Raw genomic sequence first — 20,766 nt, 5'->3', positions numbered from 1 at the left:
GGAAACCTCGATCGCCCTCCCCAGCCTACACAAACAAAAAACGGCCGCGCTCGCGCACGGCCGTCGTCTCTCGCTACCTCGCCAGCGGCATCACGCCGAAGCCTTCGGCTCGGGCGTGCGCAGGCGGATATGCAGCTCGCGCAGCTGCTTCTCGTCGACCGAGCTCGGCGCCTGCGTCAGCAGGTCCTGCGCGCGCTGCGTCTTCGGGAAGGCGATCACGTCGCGGATCGAATCGGCGCCGGCCATCATCGTGACGATACGGTCCAGGCCGAAGGCGATGCCGCCATGCGGGGGCGCGCCGTACTGCAGCGCATCCAGCAGGTAGCCGAACTTGACGCGCGCCTCTTCCTCGTTGATCTTCAGCGCGCGGAACACCTTGCTCTGCACGTCCTCGCGATAGATACGCACCGAGCCGCCGCCGATTTCCCAGCCGTTCAGCACCATGTCGTAGGCCTTGGCGATGCACTTGCCCGGATCGGTGGCCAGGTACTCCAGGTGCTCGTCCTTGGGGCTGGTGAACGGGTGGTGCATCGCGACCCAGCGGGCGTCTTCCTCGTCGTACTCGAACATCGGGAAGTCCACCACCCACAGCGGCTTCCACGCGTCCTCGAACAGGCCGTTGGCCTTGCCGAATTCCGAGTGGCCGATCTTCAGGCGCAGCGCGCCCATCGCGTCGTTGACGACCTTGGCCTTGTCGGCGCCGAAGAACAGGATGTCGCCATCCTGCGCGCCCGAGCGCTTCAGGATCTCGGCGATGGCGGCGTCATGCAGGTTCTTGACGATCGGCGATTGCAGGCCGTCGCGGCCCTTGGCCACTTCGTTGACCTTGATCCAGGCCAGGCCCTTGGCGCCGTAGATGGCGACGAACTGCGTATAGGCATCGATCTCGCCGCGCGAGATCTGGCCGCCGCCGGGCACGCGCAGCGCGACCACGCGGCCGTTGTCGCTGTTGGCCGGGCCCGAGAACACCTTGAAGTCGACGTCCTTCATGACCTCGGTCAGCTCGGTGAACTCGAGCTTGACGCGCAGGTCCGGCTTGTCCGAGCCGAAGCGGGCCATCGCCTCGCGGAATTCCATCACCGGGAAGCGGTCGTCCAGCGCCACGCCGATGGTGTTCTTGAACACCGTGCGGATCATGTTCTCGAACAGGTCGCGGATGTCCTGCTCGGTCAGGAACGAGGTCTCGCAGTCGATCTGCGTGAATTCGGGCTGGCGGTCGGCGCGCAGGTCCTCGTCGCGGAAGCACTTGGTGATCTGGTAGTAGCGGTCGAACCCCGACACCATCAGCATCTGCTTGAACAGCTGCGGCGACTGCGGCAGCGCGAAGAAGTGGCCCGGGTTGACCCGCGACGGCACCAGGTAGTCGCGCGCGCCCTCGGGCGTGCTCTTGCCCAGCATCGGCGTCTCGATGTCGATGAAGCCCTGCTCGTCCAGGTACTTGCGCACTTCCATCGCGACCTTGTAGCGCAGGCGCAGGTTGTATTGCATCTGCGGGCGGCGCAGGTCCAGCACGCGGTGCGTCAGGCGGGTGGTCTCCGACAGGTTGTCGTCGTCGAGCTGGAACGGGGGCGTGACCGACGGGTTCAGCACGGTCAGCTCATGGCACAGCACCTCGATCTTGCCCGAGGTCAGGTTGGCGTTCTCGGTGCCGGCCGGACGCGCGCGCACCTTGCCGGTCACGCGGATGCAGAACTCGTTGCGGATGTCCTCGGCGACCTTGAACATTTCGGGGCGGTCCGGATCGCAGACGACCTGCACCAGGCCCTCGCGATCGCGCAGGTCGATGAAGATCACGCCGCCGTGGTCGCGGCGCCGTTGCACCCAGCCGGTCAGGGCCACTTCCTGGCCGGTCAGTTGTTCGGTCACGAGACCGCAGTAGTGAGTTCGCATGGAGGACATAGGAGAAATTCCCGGTAAGGCGCGGCCGCGCTCGGGCGGCCCGCGGTCAATTGGAGTGCGATGGGTCGGCGGCGGAGGCGCCGGCGGCAGCGGCGGCGGGGGCTCGGCTCGGCGCGGCCTTGCGCGGCAGCTCGGCCGGCGCGACCACGCCCATCGACACGATGTACTTCAGGGCGGCATCGACGGTCATGTCGAGCTCGATGGTGTCGGCCTTGGGCATCATCAGGAAGAAGCCCGAGGTCGGATTCGGCGTGGTGGGCACGTAGACGCTGACGTATTCGCCCTGCAGGTGGTTCTGCACGTCGCCGCCGGGCCGGCCGGTCAGGAAGGCGATGGTCCACGAGCCCTCGCGCGGGTACTGCACCAGCAGCGCCTTGCGGAAGGCGTTGCCGGACGAGGACAGCAGCGTGTCCGAGACCTGCTTGACGCTGGAATAGATCGGTCCCACCACCGGGATATGGTGCAGCAGCGCTTCCCACCAGCGCACCAGGCGCTGGCCGATGAAGTTGTGCGTCAGCACGCCGACCAGCAGGATGAACAGCAGCGTCAGGATCGCGCCCAGGCCGGGCACGCGCATGCCGAACAGCTGGCGGTCAAACTGCCAGGCCTCGGGCAGCAGCGCGAGGCTCTGGTCCATCGTGCCGATGATCAGGCTGAGCACCCACAGCGTGATGCCCAGCGGGACCAGCACCAGCAGGCCGGTCAGGAACCAGGTCTTCAGTGCGGAAGTTTTCTTGTTGGTTGCCACGTTCCTTCCTGGTTCAGTGGCAGGCGCAGGCGCTGCCGCAGCCGCCGGCCGCGGGCGCCGCGCTGGCGGACGCCGACGTCTCGGCCGGCTTGGCGGCGCCGGCGTCGCCGGTGCTGCCCGCGCCCGAGCTGGCGCCGGTGCTGGCGCCGTTGTTGGTGTTGCCGCCGCGGAAGTCGGTCACATACCAGCCCGAACCCTTGAGCTGGAAACCGGCCGCGGTCAGCTGTTTCTTGAAGGCCCCCGCCGTATTGCAGGATGGGCAGTCGGTGAGCGGGGCATCGCTCATTTTCTGCAGCACATCGCGCCCATGGCCGCAGGCGTCGCAACGGTAGGCATAGATCGGCATCGTGGCTCTCCGGGAGATCCCCATTGGGTCAACAACGGGGGTCAACAAAGGGGTCAACAAAAAATCAAAGGAAATCAACGCGCGCGGCCGGCGCGGCGTTCCGGGCTGTCGCCCGCCACCGTCCGGCCATGCAAAGCCTTGAATTATAAACCGTTTGGGCGCCGTTGCCGCCGGAAAAGCGGCCTGCCTGGGGCGCAGACCGGCCGATTGAGGGGATTCGGCCGGATCGACGCCGGATTGGCGGCAGATGGGGCCCGGATTCGACTCGGATCGGCCCCGGATTTGCCGCGAATCCGCTCCGGAATCGCCCGGGTTCAGCGCCTCGCTTCAGCCCCGGATTGGCGTGCGCCAGCCCTTCCCGGCCGGAAATCACGCGATGTGCACTTCCTTGACCGGCGGGCGGTCGCCTATCCATTGCGGCAGCAGCGAGCCGACCAGCATGCCGCCCAGCGAGAACAGCAGGCCGACCATCTGCGGCGGCACCGCGGCCTCGGAGAACAGGATCTCGCAGACCAGCCACGAGCTCAGGCCCAGCAGGATCGCCGCCAGGCCGCCCTGGCGCGTGGCGCGCTTCCAGAACAGGCCGAAGGCCAGCGGCACGAACGACGACACCAGCGTGACCTTGTAGGCATTCTCGACCATGTGGAAGATCGACAGGTGCGAGTTCAGCGCGAACAGCGTGACCAGGACGGTAAACACCAGCACGACCGCCTGCATCACCCGCAGGAAGCGCCTGTCGTCGAGATGGCGGAAATACGGCCGCAGGATGTTCTCGGCGAACGTCACCGACGGCGCCAGCAGCGTGGCCGACGCGCAGCTCTTGATCGCCGACAGCAGCGCGCCGAAGAACATCACCTGGGCGAACAGCGGCGCGTGGTCCAGGATCAGCGTCGGCAGGATCAGCTGCGAATCGGTATTGATATAGCGCTGCACCATCGCCGGATCGATCAGCGTGGCCGAGTACGCCAGGAACATCGGGATGAAGGCGAAGCAGAAGTACAGCACGCCGCCCAGCACCGAGGCGCGGCCGGCGATCTGCTCGGTGCGCGACGACGTGACGCGCTGGAACACGTCCTGCTGCGGGATCGAGCCGAGCATCATCGTCGACAGCGCGGCGGCAAAGCCGATGATCTGGATCAGGTCGAGCTCCGGCAGGAACTCGAACTTGCCCGCCGCGGCCGCGTGCGACACCACCGCCGACACGCCGCCGGCCTGGCCGCTGACCTCGTAGCCGATATACAGCATGCCGATCACGATGATGATCATCTGGATGAAGTCGGTGATCGCCACCGACCACATGCCGCCGAACAGCGTGTAGACCAGCACGCTGGCGGCGCCGATCATCATGCCGGCGTCCTGCGACAGGGCGCCGTCCGACACCGTATAGAACACCAGCCCCAGCGCCTTGATCTGCGCCGCGACCCAGCCCAGGTAGGACACCACGATGCACAGCGTGGTCAGGATCTCGGCCAGGCGACCATAGCGGTTGTGATAGTAGTCGCCGATCGTCAGCAGGTTCATCCGGTACAGCGGACGGGCGAAGAACAGGCCGACCAGGATCAGGCACAGCGACGAGCCGAACGGGTCGGAGACGACGCCGGACAGCCCCTCCTTCAGGAATACCGCCGGAATGCCGAGCACCGTCTCGGAGCCGAACCAGGTCGCGAACACGGTCGCGGTGACCACGTAGAACGGCAGGCTGCGGCCGGCCACGGCGAAATCGGTCGTGTTGCGCACGCGCAGCGCGGCCCACAGGCCGATGCCGACCGAGATTACCCAGTAGATGATGACAAACCAGATCAGCATGCTGCTGCCCTATCCCAAAGAGCCCAGGGGCCAAGAAACCGAATGGCGGACGGCGGCAAGGTGCGCGCGTCCGCAGTCCAATTCATCGGTCGGGGCCGCGTGGGTGGCGGATCGGGTGCCCTGGGAGGAGCACTGGCCTGCGGTCGTAGCCGAATCAAGACGCGGATTATAGCGATGCAAGCGACGATACAAGCCCGTTGTGCCAAAAAAATTGGCAGCCGGGCGGGGCATCGGCCCGCACAGGGTCAGCGGCCGATATAGGCCAAACCGTCGGCCAACGGCGGGTCAACATCGGGCCACCATCGGGTCAGCATCGGGTCAACATCGGGCCAGCCGGCAGCCAGACCAACCCCGGCCAAACCCTCAACCGAACCAGTCCGCCAGCTGCGTCAGCACCAGCGCGATGGTCACCGCGCCGCCCAGCAGCAGCCCGATCGCCAGCATCCGGTTGGTGCGGCGCTGCTCGACCACCAGCGCGGCCAGCAGGCGGTCCTGCTGGCTGTTGTTGACCAGCGCGCGGCGCTCCAGGAACTGGTGGGCCAGGCGGGGAAAGTCGGGCAGCATCTTGGCCCACTGCGGCGCCTCGACCTGGATGCGTTCCCAGGCGCCGCGCCAGCCGACCTGCTCGTGCATCCAGCGTTCCAGGTAGGGCTTGGCGGTCTTCCACAGGTCCAGGTCCGGATCCAATTGCCGGCCGAGCCCCTCGATATTGAGCAGCGTCTTCTGCAGCAGCACCAGCTGCGGCTGGATCTCGACGTTGAAGCGGCGCGAGGTCTGGAACAGCCGCATCAGCACCATGCCCAGCGAGATTTCCTTCAGCGGCTTGTCGAAGTACGGCTCGCAGCAGGCGCGCACCGCGCTCTCGAGCTCCTCGACCCGGGTCTGCGGCGGCACCCAGCCCGATTCCACGTGCAGCAGCGCGACGCGGTGGTAGTCGCGGCGGAAGAAGGCAATGAAGTTCTGCGCCAGGTAGTTCTTGTCGAACTCCGACAGCGCGCCGACGATGCCGAAGTCCAGCGCGATATAGCGGCCGAAGGTCTCGGGCTGCACCGATACCAGGATGTTGCCGGGGTGCATGTCGGCGTGGAAGAAGCCGTCGCGGAACACCTGGGTGAAGAAGATCTCGACGCCCTCCTCCGCCAGCCGGTGCAGGTCGACCCCGGCGGCCTTCAGCGATTCCGTGCGCGAGATCGGGATGCCGTGCATCCGCTCCATCACGAACACCTCGCTGCTGCAGAAGTCCCAGAACACTTCGGGCACCAGCAGCAGTTCGGTGTCCTGGAAATTGCGGCGCAGCTGGCTGGCGTTGGCCGCCTCGATCATCAGGTCCAGCTCGTCGTGCAGGTACTTGTCGAACTCGGCGACCACCTCGCGCGGCTTGAGCCGCTTGCCGTCGGCCGAGACCCGCTCGATCCAGATCGCGACGTCGCGCATCAGCGCCAGGTCGCTGTCGATCACCGGCAGCATGCCGGGGCGCAGCACCTTGACCGCGACCTCGCGGCCGCGGTGCGTGCCGGCCTTCAGCGTGGCGAAGTGCACCTGCGCGATCGACGCGCTGGCGACCGGCTGGTATTCGAAGGTCTCGAACAGCTGCGTCAGCGGCCGGCCCAGCGAGCGCTCGATGATGGCGACCGCGACGGCCGGATCGAACGGCGGCACCTGGTCCTGCAGCAGCGCCAGTTCATCGGCGATGTCGGCCGGCAGCAGGTCGCGCCGGGTCGACAGCACCTGGCCGAACTTGACGAAGATCGGCCCCAGCCGCGTCAGCGCCAGCCGCAGCCGCACGCCGCGCGGCACGGTATCGAGCCGGCGGCCGATCGTGATGACCCTGACCAGCAGGCGGATATGCCGGTTCTGGAAACCGGACAGCACCAGCTCGTCCAGGCCGTAATAGAAGATGACAAAGGCGATCTTGCAGAGGCGCAGGAAACGGGTCATGCAGGTCTTGTTGGTAAGCCGGCCGGATCGGGGCGCGCTGTTGCGCGTCCTTGCCGCCGGCAGGCGGGATTCTCGTCAGCGGTTCCGCGGTCGGCGCGGTTGGCCCGGTGGCTCCGGTTCAGCGATGCGCGGACGGCAGCCGGGCGGGGCCGGTACCGGTGCCAGCGCCGGAGCCAGCACCCGTGCCGCGCTCCAGCCGCTCCAGGCGCTTTTCCAGCCGGGCCAGATCGTCGCGCAACGCGGCCACGTCGGCGCGGAAATCGTCCAGCGCGGCATGGCGGACCAGCGTCGGCTGTTCGTCCAGCAGGTATTCGGTCACGTTCTCGACCAGCGCCCGCCCGACCCGCAGCGCGCCGGCATGGGCCTGCTGCGCGCCGTCCACCAGCCGCTGCGCGACGCTGTCGCCGACGGTGCCGCCCATCACGGCACGCAAGGCCCGCGCCAGATCCTCCGCGGCATCCCAGCGCAGGCTGCGCGCCAGCGTCGACACGGTATTGGCCAGCTCGGCATCGCCTTCCAGACGCACATGGCGCATCGCGGCGGCCTGCCCGCCGGCGGCGACGTCGGCCACCACCAGCGGCCATTGCTGCAGCGGCACGGTGATGGTCACCGCGGGCGGCGGCGCGTCGGCGGCGGCCAGCGCCACCAGGCCCTGCGCGTCGATCCGCAGGGCCATCGCAAAGGCGGCGGCATCGAAGCCGATCACGCGGCCGGCATAGGGCGTCAGCAGCTTGCGCGCCCACGGTTCCTGTTCCAGCAGATGATTGAGCGCGGCGACGATGGGGCCGGCCAGCGCGGACGGAAGAGTGTTCATGGCGTGATGGGGCGGACCACGCCGGCCAGGCCGGCGCCAATGAAAAAGGCCCACGCGCGTTGGCGCGTGGGCCTCCATTCTAAGCCAGCGCCGGGCACATCACGCCGCGCCCGGAGACTGGCTCGACCAGCGGCTCAGCCGCGGACTCAGGATTCCTGCTGGATCCCGGCCAGCACCCAGCCGCCGGCGCCGCTGGCCGGCTTGGCCAGGTTCCACACTTCGGCGAACGGCTGGGCCGCCTCGCCCTCGTTCTCGCGGATCATGCCGCTGAAGCGCACGCTCGCCACATGCTGGTTGTCGGTGGACTCGATGCCGAGCAGCGTCGCGTCCAGCGTGACCACGTCGGTGTGGTTGCTTTGCGCGCCGCGATCGCCCAGGTCCATCTTGATCTCGGCAAACATTTCCGGCGTGGTGAATTCGCGGATGTCGTCGAGATTGCCGGCGTCCCAGGCGGCCTGCAGGCGCACGAAGTAGACCTTGGCGTTGCGCAGGAAGGCTTCGGTATCGAAGTCCGCCGGCACGCCCCAGGGCTGCACGCCTTGCGACTGCGCCACCCCGGCCGGTTGCAGGGCCGGTTGCGCGGCAGGCTGCGCCGAGGGCTGCAGCACGGGCTCGCGCATCATCGGCTCCTGGCCGCGATCGAAGGCGCCGCGGTTCAGGTCGGTACGGCCTGCACCGGGTGCAGCGCCAGCGCCGGCGTAGGCCGGCTGCGGGCGCTTGGCGCCGCCGCGGAACTTGCGGATCAGCCAGATGGCGACCATGGCGATCAGCGCGATCAGGATCAGGTTGGACAGGAAGGTCAGCGCGGCGCCGCCCAGGCCGAAGTGCGACAGCAGCCAGCCGATACCCAGGCCGGCGGCGATGCCGCCGAGGATGCCGCCCCAGTTGCGGCGGGGCGCGGCGGCCGTCGCGGCGCCGGCTCCGGCGGTCGCCGGCGCCGCCTGCTGGGCCGGTTGCTGAGCCTGCTGCTGGGCCGGCGTCTGCGGCGCCTGCTGGCGCTGCTGGGTCACGTTGGACGACTGCTTGCCGAAGCTGCGGGAGCCGCCCATGCGCTTGGCCTCCGCATCGAACACCATCCCGAAGGCCAGCATGCCGGCCAGCGACCCCGCCAGGAATTTTCCGCGAATCGTGGACATGATTTGTTATCCCCTTTTATTGCGCCGCAATCGGCGCTGATTCAGTACTTACGGCCGACATGCAAGGCGACCACGCCTGCCGTCAGGTTGAAGTATTCGACGTTCTCGAGGCCCGCTTGTTCCATCAACCGCACAAGCGACCCCTGGTCGGGGTGCATGCGGATCGACTCGGCGAGATACCGGTAGCTGTGGGCGTCGCCCGCGACGCGCTGGCCCAGCCAGGGCAGCACCTTGAACGAATAGACATCGTACGCCTTTTCCAGCGGCTTCCAGACCTTGGAGAACTCCAGCACCATGACCTTGCCGCCAGGCTTCGTCACGCGCCGCATCTCGGCCAGCGCCCGGTCCTTGTGGGTCATGTTGCGCAGGCCGAAGGCCACGGTGACCAGGTCGAAGTGATTGTCCGGGAACGGGATCCGCTCGGCGTCGCACAGGCAGGTCGGCGTCACGATGCCGTCGTTCAGCAGCCGGTCGCGGCCGACGCGCAGCATCGATTCGTTGATGTCGGTCAGCCAGACCTCGCCGGTCGGGCCGGCCTGGCGGGCGAATGCCTTGGCCAGGTCGCCGGTGCCGCCGGCGATGTCGAGCACCTTGTGGCCCGGCCGCACGCCGGCCTGGGCGATCGTGAACAGCTTCCACAGACGGTGCATGCCGCCCGACATCAGGTCGTTCATCAGGTCGTACTTCGACGCGACCGAATGGAACACGCCGGCAACCTTGCCGGCCTTCTCGGTCTCGTCGACCTTCTCGAACCCGAAGTGGGTTTCGCTCATCGCTGGCTCCAGAAATCCAGGGGAGTCGGTGGGGACCGGCCGGCTCAGTGGTGGCCGCAGCCGTGGCCGTGCGCCGCGGCGGGCGGCATCGGCGTGTCGCGATCGGCGCCGGCGGCCTCGAGCCGCCGCAGGTAGTCCTGCCACAGCGCCTCCTGCTCGGCGCCGAGGCGGTACAGCAGATCCCAGGAATAGATGCCGCTGTCGTGGCCGTCGGAGAAGCGGATCAGGATCGCGTAGTTGCCGACCGGCTCGACCGCGGTCACGTTGACGTCGCGCTTGCCGGTCTGCAGCACTTCCTGGCCCGGGCCGTGGCCCTGCACCTCGGCGGACGGCGAATAGACCCGCAGGTACTCGAACGGCAGCCGGAAGCTGGCGCCATTGTCGAAGCCGATTTCCAGCACGCGCGATTGCGTATGGACCGTCAGCGCGGTGGGGTGCGGGGTATCTTTTTCCAGTCCTGCCATGATTGTCGGCGCCAGCCGTGTTGGCGCGAACCCGGGCCCCGGGTCGGGACTCACGCCGAGTTCACGCTTCTTGTACGACCCGATAGCTTACCGCACGCGACCCGCCTTGCCCATCTTCCAGCGCCGGCCGGGGCACGCCGGCCTCGGTCGCCACGCCATCGGCCGCGCCATCGGACTGCAAGGTCTCGCGCTCCGGCAGATAGCGCAGGCGGCGATTGTGGAAGGCCGCGACCGTGCTGCGGTGCGCGATGCTGACGATTGCCGCGCCGGGCAGCGCGTCGACCATCAGCTGGTACATGGCACGCTCGGTTTCCTCGTCGAGCGCGCTGGTGGCCTCGTCGAGGAACAGGAAATCGGGCTTGCACAGCAGCGCGCGGGCGAACGCCAGCCGCTGCTGCTCGCCGGGCGACAGCCGCAGCGCCCAGTTGTCGAACACGTCCAGCTGGTTGGCGAGCGCGCCGAGCTGGGCCTGGCGCAGCGCGTCGCGCAGCGCCTCGGCCGGATGCGCGTCGCCGGCCTGCGGATAGGCCAGCGCGTCGGCCAGCGTGCCGACCGGCAGATAACTGCGCTGGGGCAGGAACAACGTGCGCGACGCCGCCGGCATCGCCACCGAGCCGCTGCCGTATGGCCAGATGCCGGCCAGCGCGCGGAACAGCACGCTCTTGCCGCAGCCCGACGGACCGGTCACCAGCCAGCGCTCGCCGCGCTCGATCGTCAGCGAGAACGCCGACACCAGCGGCCGCTTGACCACCGGCAGGCCGGGGCCGGACAGGACCGGAAGGGCCAGCGCCAGCGCGTCGATCTCGATGCGGTCGCGCCCGCCCGCGTGCGCCTCGCCGACGTTGACCTGGATGTCGTGCTCGCCGTCGTGCAGGCGCTCCTGCCGCTGGGCCTCGCGAATCGCGTGCTGGAAATCGATCAGGCGGTTCGACGCGGCCTTCCAGCCGACCAGCGTCGCGTAGTTGTCGACGAACCACGACAGCGCGCCCTGCACCTGGCCGAAGGCGGTCGACATCTGCATCAGCCCGCCCAGCGTCATCTTGCCGGCGAAATAGCGCGGCGCGGCCACCAGGATCGGGAAGATGATGGCGAACTGGCCGTAGCCCGAGCTGATGAAGGTCAGCCGCCGCGTATAGAACATCAGCTGGTTCCAGTTGACGCGGATCTGCTCGAAGCGCGCGCGCAGCCCGGCCTGCTCGGTGGGCTCGCCGCGATAGAGCGCGACCGGCTCCGCGTTTTCGCGCAGCCGCACCAGCGAGAAACGGAAGTTCGCTTCGTATTGCTCCTGCTGGAAATTCAGGCCGATCAGCGGCCGGCCGATCCAGTGCGTCAGCAGCGAGCCGAGCACCGCGTAGCCGCCGGCGAACCAGACCATGTAGCCGGGGATCGTCATCGTCGTGCCGCCCAGCGCGAAGCTGATCGGCCCGGACACCGCCCACAGGATGCCGACGAAGGACACCAGCGTGACCACCGAATTGAGCAGGCCGAGCGACAGCGACAGCGCGCCGTCGGTAAACAGCCGCAGGTCATCGGCCAGCCGCTGGTCGGGGTTGTCGGTGGCGTGGGTCTGCTCGATGCGGTAGTAGGCCTGCCAGGCCAGCCACTTGCCGAGGAACTGGTTGGTCATCCAGGTCCGCCAGCGCATCTGCAGCATCATCGTGTAGTACTGGCGGAAGATCGCGGCGACGATGAAGCAGGCCGCGATCATGCTGAACCGAAGCAGCAGATCCTTGAACGAGGCGTAGTCGCGCTGCTCCAGCGCGTTGTAGAACACGCGGTTCCACTCGTTGAGCAGCACGTTGATGTAGACGATGCCCAGGTTCAGCGCGACCAGCAGCAGCAACAGCCCGAGGCCGGCCTTGCGGTCCTCGGATTTCCAGTAGGGCTTGATCAGCGCCCAGGTCGCGCGAAAGCGCAGGCGGCTCTGGATCTGCAGCTCGCGGGCCGGAACGGCCGGACCGGGCACGGTAGCGGTGGTGGGCGTGGACATGAAGTCGGGTCGGCGAAGGGGAAAACGGGAGCGGCGGAATTGGCGGAAACGGCGTCATCGGCCTATCCAGCCGGATCAGGCATCAGACGGCGCCCGCCCCGGCCGGGTTCCACGCCCGCGGGGCAGACATCCCTATTGAGCGCATTGGCGGCGCGTCGGGTTGACAGCCGGGTTGACGGCCGGGGCGACCGGAGCGCGATGCGGGATCGGCGTCAGTCGGGATCGGCGTCAGTCGGCTCGCAACGCGGCCAGCGCCGCGCGCAAGGCCGGCAGCCGCGCCTGCAGCGCCTCGATGCGGCTCGCGTCGCCCTCGCGCTGCGGCGCGGCCCAGACCGCCTCGGGGAAGTGGGTATCCCAGCGATAGCGCGGGATGATGTGCCAGTGCAGGTGCGGCACCATGTTGCCGAAGGCGGCCAGGTTGACCTTGTCGGGCGCCATTACGTCGCGCACGGTGCGTTCGACGCGGGCCACCAGCCGCATCAGCCAGGCCTGGTCCGCCTCGGACAGATCGGTCTGCTCGGCCACGTGGTCCTGCCAGACCACGCGGCAGAAGCCCGGAAAGCGCTCGTGCTCGACGAGGATCACGCGGGCGCGCCGGCCCGGGTCCTGCCAGGCCAGCTCGCCTCCCTCCCCTTCGCAAAGCGGGCAGCCCGCCGCGCGGGCCGCGCCCTGCTCCGCCGCGCTCATGGCCGGGCCCTCACACCAGGACCCGCTCGATGCCGCCCGCGTTGGCCGCGGCGACGTAGTCGGGCATCCAGTTCTCGCCCAGCAGATGGCGCGCCATCTCGACCACGATGTAGTCGGCCTGCACCGAGGCGTCCTCGTTGTAGCGCGACAGGCCCTGCAGGCACGACGGGCAGCTGGTCAGGATCTTGACGTCGCCGTCGAAGCCGTCGGCGCGCAGCTTGCCGGCGCCCTTGCGCATTTCCTCTTCCTTGCGGAAGCGGACCTGCGTCGACACGTCCGGACGGGTCACCGCCAGCGTGCCCGATTCCCCGCAGCAGCGCTCGTTCTTCTCGATGCTGCCGGCCTCGCCATTGCCGCCCATCAGCTGGTTGACCAGCCTGGTCGGGTCCATCGTCTTGATCGGCGTGTGGCAGGGGTCGTGGTACATGTAGCGCGCCCCGGTCACGCCCTCGAGCTTGACGCCCTTCTCGAGCAGGTATTCGTGGATGTCGATGATGCGGCAGCCCGGGAAGATCTTCTCGAATTCATAGCCGGCGAGCTGGTCATAGCAGGTGCCGCAGCTGACCACCACCGTCTTGATGTCGAGGTAGTTCAGCGTATTGGCGACCCGGTGGAACAGCACGCGGTTGTCGGTGACGATCTTCTCGGCCTTGTCGAACTGGCCGGTGCCGCGCTGCGGATAGCCGCAGCACAGATAGCCCGGCGGCAGCACGGTCTGCACGCCGACGTGCCACAGCATCGCCTGCGTGGCCAGACCCACCTGCGAGAACAGCCGTTCGGAACCGCAGCCCGGGAAGTAGAACACCGCCTCGCTCTCGACCGAGGTGGCCTTCGGATTGCGGATGATCGGCACGATCTCGTTGTCTTCGATATCGAGCAGCGCGCGCGCGGTCTTCTTGGGCAGGTTGCCCGGCATCTTCTTGTTGACGAAGTGGATCACCTGCTCGCGCACCGGCGGCTTGCCGACCGTGGCGGGCGGATGCGCGGTCTGCTTGCGCGCCAGCGTCTTCATCAGCTCGTTGCCGGCGCGCTGGGCCTTGTAGCCCCAGTCCATCATGACCTTGCGGGTCATGTTGATGGTCTGCGGGTTGGTCGCGTTCAGGAAGAACATCGCCGCCGCGGTGCCGGGGTTGAACTTCTTCTGCCCCATCTTGCGCAGCAGGTTGCGCATGTTCATCGACACGTCGCCGAAGTCGATCTTGACCGGGCACGGCGTCACGCACTTGTGGCAGACGGTGCAGTGGTCGGCCACGTCGGAGAACTCGTCCCAGTGCTTGATCGACACGCCGCGGCGGGTCTGCTCCTCGTACAGGAAGGCCTCGATCAGCAGCGAGGTGGCCAGGATCTTGTTGCGCGGGCTGTACAGCAGGTTGGCGCGCGGCACGTGCGTGGCGCACACCGGCTTGCACTTGCCGCAGCGCAGACAGTCCTTGACGCTGTCGGCGATCGCGCCGATGTCGCTCTGCTGCATGATCAGCGACTCGTGCCCCATCAGGCCGAACGACGGCGTGTAGGCATTGCGCAGATCGGCGCCCGGCAGCAGCTTGCCCTTGTTGAAGCGGCCCTGCGGATCGACGCGCTGCTTGTACTGGCGGAAGTCGCCGATCTCTTCCTCGGTCAGGAATTCGAGCTTGGTGATGCCGATGCCGTGCTCGCCGGAAATCACGCCGTCCAGCGAGCGCGCCAGCGCCATGATGCGGGCCACCGCCTTGTGGGCGTCCTGCAGCATGTCGTAGTCGTCGGAGTTGACCGGGATGTTGGTGTGCACGTTGCCGTCGCCGGCGTGCATGTGCAGCGCGACGAAGACACGGCCGCGCAGCACCTGCTTGTGGATCTTCTGCGCCTCGTCGAGGATCGGCTTGAACTCGCCGCCGTTGAAGATCTTGCGCAGCTCGGCGCGCAGCTCGTTCTTCCACGATAGGCGGATGGTGCGGTCCTGCAGCAGGTGGAACACCGCGGCATCGGGCTGCTGCGCCAGGCGCGCCTCGAAGGCCTGGCCCAGCAGGCCCAGGCCATGGCCGATCAGCGCGGCGCGCGCCTGCGTCAGCGGCGTGTCGAGGTTGTCGCGCAGGTACATCCAGCGCGCGCGCACGTCGCGCAGCAGCGTCAGCGCCTGCTGCACGCGGTCCTCCAGCAGTTCGGCGCTGGGGATTTCGTTGGCGTCGTCGCTGCGGCCCAGCGGCAGGTTGCCGCGCGCGAAGAAGCTCTCCAGCTCGTCGGCGAGCTTGAGCTTGTTCTTGATCGACAGCTCGATATTGATGCGCTCGATGCCGTCGGTGTATTCGCCCATCCGGTTCAGCGGGATCACCACGTCTTCGTTGATCTTGAAGGCGTTGGTATGGCGCGCGATGGCGGCGGTGCGCGAACGGTCGAGCCAGAACTTCTTGCGCGCCTCCGGGCTGATCGCGACGAAGCCCTCGCCGCTCTTGCCGTTGGCCATGCGGATGACTTCCGAGGTGGCCCGCGCGACCGCGTTCTCGTCGTCGCCGACGATGTCGCCGATCAGCACCATCTTCGGGAAGGCATTGCGCTTGCTCTTGGTGGCGTAGCCGACCGCGCGCAGATAGCGCTCGTCCAGATGCTCGAGGCCGGCGAGGATCGCGCCGCCCGGCGTCTTCGACTCGATATCGAGGAAGTCCTTGATCTCGACGATGCTCGGGATCGCGTCGCGCGCCTGGCCGAAGAACTCCAGGCAGACCGTGCGGATATGGCGCGGCATCCGATGCAGGATCCAGCGCGCGCTGGTGATGATGCCGTCGCAGCCTTCCTTCTGCACGCCCGGCAGGCCGGCCAGGAACTTGTCGGTGACGTCCTTGCCCAGCCCTTCCTTGCGGAACTTGCGGCCCTCGATCGCCAGCGTCTCGCTGCGCAGCAGCTTCTCGCCCGGGGCGCGATTGCCGTCGAACCACTTGAGCTCGAAGGTGGCCACCGGCACGTCGTGGATCTTGCCCAGGTTGTGGTCCAGGCGCGTGACCTCGAGCCAGTTGCCCTCCGGATCCACCATGCGCCACCAGGCCAGGTTGTCCAGCGCGGTGCCCCACAGCACGGCCTTCTTGCCGCCGGCGTTCATCGCGACGTTGCCGCCGATGCACGACGCGTCGATCGAGGTCGGATCGACCGCGAAGACGAGGCCCGCCTTGTCGGCCGCGTCGGCGACGCGGCGCGTCACCACGCCGGCGCCGGAGAAGATCGTCGCGACCTTGCCCTGCACGCCCGGCAGGTCGGTCTCCTCGACCGGACCCAGCTGTTCGAGCTTCTCGGTATTGATGACGGCCGACAACGGTGTCAGCGGCACGGCGCCGCCGGTATAGCCGGTGCCGCCTCCGCGCGGAATGATGGTCAGGCCCAGTTCGAAGCAGCCCTTGACCAGCCCGGCGATCTCTTCCTCGCTGTCGGGGGTCAGCACCACGAACGGATATTCGACGCGCCAGTCGGTGGCGTCGGTCACGTGCGACACGCGCGAGAGCCCGTCGAACTTGATGTTGTCCTTCTGCGTGACGCGGCCCAGCACGCGCAACGCGCGCTTGCGCAGGTCGTAGGCGTCGGTGAACTCGCGCTTGAATTCCTCGATGGCCTGCCGGGCGAAGGTGACCAGCTGCTCGACCCGGTGCGAGCGGTCCTCGGCGGCCGGCTCGGCATGCTCCGCGCGATCGGCGGCGCGGCGCTTCTCGATCTCGGCGAGCCGGTGGTGCAGCGCGGAGATCAGCATCTCGCGGCGCTTCGGGTTCTCCAGCAGGTCGTCCTGCAGATACGGATTGCGGCGGACCACCCAGATGTCGCCCAGCACCTCGTAGAGCATCCGCGCCGAACGGCCGGTGCGGCGCTCGCCCCGCAGTTCGTCCAGGATCCGCCAGGCCTCCTCGCCCAGCAGGCGGATCACGATCTCGCGGTCGGAAAAGGAGGTGTAGTTATAGGGGATCTCGCGCAGGCGCGGAGGGGCGTCCTGCGCGGCGAGCTTGGCGTCGAGCACGAGTGGGGCATTCATGGGCGGGACCGCGGCATGCGGCGCACGGGGACGGTGCGCCTGTCGTCAACTAAAGCGCGATTGTACTGCAACGCCCCGTTTTTCCGCGGCGCAGCAATTCCATACCCGCGCTGGGGCGATGGGCACTCCGGCTGGCGGCGGGAATCGGCGGACCGTCTAGAACCAGGCCCGCATGGTGTCGCCGAGCCGCTGCCAGAAGCTGTCCGGAATCCACAGCAGCGCGCTGGTCATCGCCAGATAGCGCAGCAGCTTGCCGATCGCCATGTAGCCCAGGCTCGGCCAGAACGGCAGGCGCAGCCATCCGGCCAATGTGCACAATGGATCACCCAACATCGGCAGCCAGGACAGCAGCAGCGTCTTCGGGCCGAGCCGGCGCATCCAGCGGAAGTAGCGCGCGTCCAGCGGCGGCTTGCGGGGCTTGCGCGGATGCTTGCGGTGCTCGGCATGCTCGCGCTCGTGTTCGCGATGCTGGCGCCGCAGGTGGTAGCGCACCAGCGCCAGCTTGGCCGCATAGCCCAGCCACCAGTCGATCGCGCCGCCGAGCGTGTTGCCGGCGGTGGCCACCAGCAGCGCGGGCCAGTACATGTCCGGATTGAGCTTGATATAGCCGAATACTGCGGGCTCCGAGCCGACCGGCAGCAACGTCGCCGACAGCAGGCTGACGAGAAAGATCGCGCTCAGTCCAACCTTGGGCAGCGCGGCGGTGTCGAACAGCCAGTCGATCAGGCCTTCCATCGATGAATGCGGTGGTTCGGTGCAGGGTTCGAAGAGGGGTACGGTGGCCGTCGGCGACAAGGTCATGCCGGACCTGCCCCGCCCACGCGGCCGGCCATTCTAGCAAGCGCCGAACGGGGCAACCCGCATGGCACACCCCAGGGATTTGTGATTTACTGTTAGAGCCTTTTCGGCCCGAACGTTCACCGGCCGATGGACCGCGGCGGATCGCCCGTCGCCCGGATTGACCGCTGCATCGTTAGCTGCATCGTTGCTGTAACACTCGCTGCACCACCATCACGAAATAGCCGCGTTCCAACAAGCGGCAGCACCGCGCCGTAGCCTGTTCCGGGCAGTCATCGCGCATTTTCGGGATACACGCGGGATGTCCGGGGCCGGCCATGTGCGTCCACCCACATGGAGACCAGCATGGCGATTCCCATCCGCCTGACCGTCAACGGCAAGACCGTCGACGCCCAGGTCGAACCCCACACCCTTCTCGTCCAATTCCTGCGTGAACAGCTGCGCCTGACCGGCACCCATGTCGGCTGCGACACCGCGCAATGCGGCGCCTGCACCGTGCATCTGGACGGGCGGGCGGTGAAGTCGTGCAACCTGCTGGCGGTGCAGGCGGACGGTAGCCAGGTGACCACCATCGAGGGGCTGGCCCCCGACGGCGAACTGCATCCGATGCAGGCCGCCTTCCGCGACTGCCACGGCCTGCAATGCGGCTTCTGCACGCCCGGCATGGTGATGAGCGCGACCGCGCTGGTGCAGGAGCACCCGAACGCGGACGCCGCGACGATCCGCGCGCATCTGGACGGCAACCTGTGCCGCTGCACCGGCTATCACAACATCGTGCGCGCGGTGCAGCAGGGCCAGGCCGCGATGACCGGCGGCGCTGCATCGGCCAACGCATCGGCCAACGCATCGGCCACGGCACCGACCAACGCAGCGGCCACCGCAGCGGCCGAGTAAGGAGGAGCCCGCCATGAACGCACCCGAGACCCAACGGCTGGTCGGCGCCTCCGTCAAGCGCAAGGAAGACTACCGCTACCTGACCGGCATCGGCCAGTACACCGACGACATCGTGCAGCCGCAGCAGAGCTACGGCTATTTCGTCCGCTCGCCCTACGCGCATGCGCGCATCCGTTCGATCGACACGCGCGAGGCGATGGCCTCGCCGGGCGTGATCGGCGTCTTCACCGGCGAGGACATGGCGGCCGACAAGGTCGGCGGCCTGCCTTGCGGCTGGCTGATCCACAGCATCGACGGCTCGCCGATGAAGGAGCCCCCGCATCCGGTGCTGGCCCAGGGCAAGGTCCGCCATGTCGGCGACCAGGTCGCGCTGGTGGTGGCCGAGACGCTGCAGCAGGCGCGCGACGCCGCCGAGAAGATCGAGGTCGATTACGAGGAGCTGCCGGCGGTGGTGCGCACCGCCGACGCGACCTCGGCCACCGCGCTGGTGCACGACGACGTGCCGGCCAACACCTGCTACGTCTGGGGCCATGGCGATCGCGCGGCCACCGATGCGGCGTTTGCCAAGGCCGCGCACGTGACCACGCTGGAGATCGTCAACAACCGGCTGGTCCCCAACGCGATCGAGCCACGCGCGGTCAACGCCAGCTACAACCGCATGGACGACAGCTATACGCTGTACGTCGCCAGCCAGAACCCGCACGTCGAGCGGCTGCTGATGGGCGCCTTCGTGCTGGGCCTGCCGGAATCGCGGCTGCGCGTGATCGCGCCCGACGTGGGCGGCGGCTTCGGCTCGAAGATCTTCCTGTATCCGGAGGACGTCGCGCTGACCTGGGCGTCGAAGAAAGTCAAGCGGCCGATCAAGTGGACCGCCGAGCGTTCGGAGTCCTTCCTGACCGACGCCCACGGCCGCGACCATGTCACGCGCGCCGAACTGGCGCTCGATGCCGACGGCAAGTTCCTGGCGATGCGGGTCCACACGACCGCCAACATGGGCGCCTACCTGTCGACCTTCGCCTCCAGCGTGCCGACGATCCTGTACGCGACGCTGCTGGCCGGCCAGTACGCGACCCCGGCGATCTACGCCGAGGTCACGGCGGTGTTCACCAATACCGCGCCGGTCGACGCCTATCGCGGCGCGGGCCGGCCCGAGGCGACCTATGTGGTCGAGCGCCTGGTCGAGACCGCGGCGCGCGAGCTCGGCATCGATCCGGCCGAACTGCGCCGCCGCAACTTCATCCGCAGCTTTCCCTATGCCACGCCGGTCGGCCTGACCTACGACACCGGCGACTACGAGCCCTGCCTGCAGCGCGCGCAGGAACTGGCCGACGTGGCCGGCTTCCCGGCGCGCCGCGACGAAGCCCAGCGCCGGGGCAAGCTGCGCGGTCTCGGCTATTCCTGCTACATCGAGGCATGCGGGCTGGCGCCGTCCAATATCGCCGGGGCGCTCGGCGCGCGCGCCGGCCTGTTCGAGGTCGGCGAGATCCGCGTCCATCCGACCGGCACCGTGACCGTCTTCACCGGCTCGCACAGCCACGGGCAAGGCCACGAGACCACCTTCGCGCAGGTGGTGGCCGACCGGCTCGGCATCCCGCTCGACGCCGTCGAGGTGGTGCACGGCGACACCGGCCGCGTGCCGTTCGGCATGGGCACCTACGGCTCGCGTTCGCTGGCGGTGGGCGGCTCGGCCATCGTCAAGGCGCTCGACAAGATCGAGGCCAAGGCCAAGCAGATCGCCGCGCACCTGCTCGAAGCGTCGGCCGACGACATCGAGTTCAGCAACGGCGTGTTCCGCGTGGCCGGCACCGACCGCAGCAAGACCTTCGGCGAGGTCGCGCTGTCGGCCTACGTGCCGCACAATTACCCGCTCGACCGGCTGGAGCCGGGCCTGAACGAGAACGCGTTCTACGACCCGACCAACTTCACCTATCCGTCGGGCGCCTATGTCTGCGAGGTCGAGGTCGACCCGGACACCGGCGAGACCCAGGTGGTCAAGTTCACCGCTGTCGACGACTTCGGCAACATCATCAATCCGATGATCGTCGAGGGGCAGGTGCACGGCGGCATCGGCCAGGGGCTGGGGCAGGCGATGCTCGAGCAGTGCGTCTACGACGGCGACAGCGGCCAGCTGCTGACCGGCTCGTACATGGACTACGCGATGCCGCGCGCGGCCGATCTGCCCGACTTCACCGTCGAGACCGCGCAGGGCACGCCGTGCACGCACAACCCGCTGGGCGTCAAGGGCTGCGGCGAGGCCGGCGCGATCGGCTCGCCGCCGGCCTTCATCAACGCGCTGATCGACGCGCTGTCGCCGCTGGGCGTGCGCGACCTGCAGATGCCCGCGACCCCGCACCGGGTCTGGCAGGCGATCCACGCGGCCAGGCAGGGCGGCGGCACGCAGGGGGCTTCCCCGGCCGCGGGCCAGGCCGCGAACCAGACCACCGGCCAGACCGCCACCGCGGCCCGGACCATCTGACGCGCGAGGAGA

Annotated in this window: 15 protein-coding genes; 2 read left to right on the top strand and 13 right to left on the bottom strand. The window is 68.2% G+C overall.

The window, feature by feature from the left end; translation table 11 throughout:
• Positions 1–90: 90 nt before the first annotated feature.
• The 13 genes from aspS to KZ686_RS06025 form a co-directional block, all read right to left on the bottom strand.
• Positions 91–1,899 (bottom strand): aspartate--tRNA ligase, encoded by a 1,809-nt coding sequence (aspS, locus tag KZ686_RS06085; RefSeq protein WP_149317645.1) that lies wholly within the window; start codon positions 1,897–1,899, stop codon positions 91–93.
• A 46-nt stretch (positions 1,900–1,945) separates the two neighbouring features.
• On the bottom strand, positions 1,946–2,647 hold the full coding sequence (locus KZ686_RS06080) for a DUF502 domain-containing protein (RefSeq protein ID WP_149317644.1): 702 nt from the start codon (positions 2,645–2,647) through the stop codon (positions 1,946–1,948).
• Between the two features lie 13 nt (positions 2,648–2,660).
• The gene (locus tag KZ686_RS06075; RefSeq protein WP_149317643.1) at positions 2,661–2,993 is read right to left on the bottom strand and encodes an FmdB family zinc ribbon protein; all 333 of its coding nucleotides are present in this window, start codon (positions 2,991–2,993) and stop codon (positions 2,661–2,663) included.
• Positions 2,994–3,362: 369 nt separating this feature from the next.
• On the bottom strand, positions 3,363–4,799 hold the full coding sequence (locus tag KZ686_RS06070) for a sodium:solute symporter family protein (protein WP_226108535.1): 1,437 nt from the start codon (positions 4,797–4,799) through the stop codon (positions 3,363–3,365).
• Positions 4,800–5,162: 363 nt separating this feature from the next.
• Positions 5,163–6,737, bottom strand: a complete 1,575-nt coding sequence (gene ubiB, locus KZ686_RS06065; RefSeq protein ID WP_150084475.1) for a ubiquinone biosynthesis regulatory protein kinase UbiB — start codon at positions 6,735–6,737, stop codon at positions 5,163–5,165.
• 118 nt (positions 6,738–6,855) lie between these two features.
• On the bottom strand, positions 6,856–7,551 hold the full coding sequence (locus KZ686_RS06060) for a ubiquinone biosynthesis accessory factor UbiJ (RefSeq protein WP_226108537.1): 696 nt from the start codon (positions 7,549–7,551) through the stop codon (positions 6,856–6,858).
• Between the two features lie 146 nt (positions 7,552–7,697).
• Positions 7,698–8,687 (bottom strand): Tim44 domain-containing protein, encoded by a 990-nt coding sequence (locus KZ686_RS06055; RefSeq protein ID WP_149320273.1) that lies wholly within the window; start codon positions 8,685–8,687, stop codon positions 7,698–7,700.
• Between the two features lie 41 nt (positions 8,688–8,728).
• Positions 8,729–9,460, bottom strand: coding sequence for a bifunctional demethylmenaquinone methyltransferase/2-methoxy-6-polyprenyl-1,4-benzoquinol methylase UbiE (gene ubiE / locus KZ686_RS06050; RefSeq protein ID WP_149320274.1), 732 nt, complete (start codon positions 9,458–9,460; stop codon positions 8,729–8,731).
• Positions 9,461–9,504: 44 nt separating this feature from the next.
• Positions 9,505–9,924, bottom strand: a complete 420-nt coding sequence (locus tag KZ686_RS06045) for a gamma-butyrobetaine hydroxylase-like domain-containing protein (RefSeq protein ID WP_149320275.1) — start codon at positions 9,922–9,924, stop codon at positions 9,505–9,507.
• A 61-nt stretch (positions 9,925–9,985) separates the two neighbouring features.
• Positions 9,986–11,914, bottom strand: coding sequence for an ABC transporter ATP-binding protein/permease (locus KZ686_RS06040; protein WP_265633235.1), 1,929 nt, complete (start codon positions 11,912–11,914; stop codon positions 9,986–9,988).
• Positions 11,915–12,142: 228 nt separating this feature from the next.
• On the bottom strand, positions 12,143–12,601 hold the full coding sequence (locus KZ686_RS06035; RefSeq protein WP_265633234.1) for an HIT family protein: 459 nt from the start codon (positions 12,599–12,601) through the stop codon (positions 12,143–12,145).
• A 10-nt stretch (positions 12,602–12,611) separates the two neighbouring features.
• Positions 12,612–16,586, bottom strand: coding sequence for an FAD/FMN-binding oxidoreductase (locus KZ686_RS06030; RefSeq protein ID WP_265633233.1), 3,975 nt, complete (start codon positions 16,584–16,586; stop codon positions 12,612–12,614).
• A 156-nt stretch (positions 16,587–16,742) separates the two neighbouring features.
• Positions 16,743–17,321, bottom strand: coding sequence for a YqaA family protein (locus tag KZ686_RS06025; RefSeq protein ID WP_149320159.1), 579 nt, complete (start codon positions 17,319–17,321; stop codon positions 16,743–16,745).
• A gap of 408 nt (positions 17,322–17,729) precedes the next feature.
• Between KZ686_RS06025 and KZ686_RS06020 the strand changes: the two genes are divergently transcribed.
• Both KZ686_RS06020 and KZ686_RS06015 read left to right on the top strand, forming a co-directional pair.
• On the top strand, positions 17,730–18,278 hold the full coding sequence (locus KZ686_RS06020; protein WP_150084480.1) for a (2Fe-2S)-binding protein: 549 nt from the start codon (positions 17,730–17,732) through the stop codon (positions 18,276–18,278).
• Positions 18,279–18,291: 13 nt separating this feature from the next.
• Positions 18,292–20,754 carry a xanthine dehydrogenase family protein molybdopterin-binding subunit gene (locus tag KZ686_RS06015; RefSeq protein WP_265633232.1) on the top strand — a complete coding sequence of 821 codons (2,463 nt, stop codon included), beginning with the start codon at positions 18,292–18,294 and terminating at the stop codon, positions 20,752–20,754.
• Positions 20,755–20,766: the final 12 nt, after the last annotated feature.

The organism is Cupriavidus cauae (assembly GCF_026210475.1).
Lineage (GTDB): Bacteria > Pseudomonadota > Gammaproteobacteria > Burkholderiales > Burkholderiaceae > Cupriavidus > Cupriavidus cauae.
This window is presented reverse-complemented; position numbering and strand designations above follow the sequence as displayed.

Bases quoted from the DNA above. Each gene is read 5' to 3' on its own strand.
- KZ686_RS06015 (WP_265633232.1), top strand. From the start codon at position 18,292: ATGAACGCACCCGAGACCCAACGGCTGGTCGGCGCCTCCGTCAAGCGC.
- KZ686_RS06020 (WP_150084480.1), top strand. From the start codon at position 17,730: ATGGCGATTCCCATCCGCCTGACCGTCAACGGCAAGACCGTCGACGCC.
- KZ686_RS06045 (WP_149320275.1), bottom strand. From the start codon at position 9,924: ATGGCAGGACTGGAAAAAGATACCCCGCACCCCACCGCGCTGACGGTC.
- KZ686_RS06030 (WP_265633233.1), bottom strand. From the start codon at position 16,586: ATGAATGCCCCACTCGTGCTCGACGCCAAGCTCGCCGCGCAGGACGCC.
- KZ686_RS06035 (WP_265633234.1), bottom strand. From the start codon at position 12,601: ATGAGCGCGGCGGAGCAGGGCGCGGCCCGCGCGGCGGGCTGCCCGCTT.
- KZ686_RS06075 (WP_149317643.1), bottom strand. From the start codon at position 2,993: ATGCCGATCTATGCCTACCGTTGCGACGCCTGCGGCCATGGGCGCGAT.
- ubiE (WP_149320274.1), bottom strand. From the start codon at position 9,460: ATGAGCGAAACCCACTTCGGGTTCGAGAAGGTCGACGAGACCGAGAAG.
- KZ686_RS06070 (WP_226108535.1), bottom strand. From the start codon at position 4,799: ATGCTGATCTGGTTTGTCATCATCTACTGGGTAATCTCGGTCGGCATC.
- KZ686_RS06060 (WP_226108537.1), bottom strand. From the start codon at position 7,551: ATGAACACTCTTCCGTCCGCGCTGGCCGGCCCCATCGTCGCCGCGCTC.
- ubiB (WP_150084475.1), bottom strand. From the start codon at position 6,737: ATGACCCGTTTCCTGCGCCTCTGCAAGATCGCCTTTGTCATCTTCTAT.
- aspS (WP_149317645.1), bottom strand. From the start codon at position 1,899: ATGTCCTCCATGCGAACTCACTACTGCGGTCTCGTGACCGAACAACTG.
- KZ686_RS06040 (WP_265633235.1), bottom strand. From the start codon at position 11,914: ATGTCCACGCCCACCACCGCTACCGTGCCCGGTCCGGCCGTTCCGGCC.
- KZ686_RS06025 (WP_149320159.1), bottom strand. From the start codon at position 17,321: ATGGAAGGCCTGATCGACTGGCTGTTCGACACCGCCGCGCTGCCCAAG.
- KZ686_RS06055 (WP_149320273.1), bottom strand. From the start codon at position 8,687: ATGTCCACGATTCGCGGAAAATTCCTGGCGGGGTCGCTGGCCGGCATG.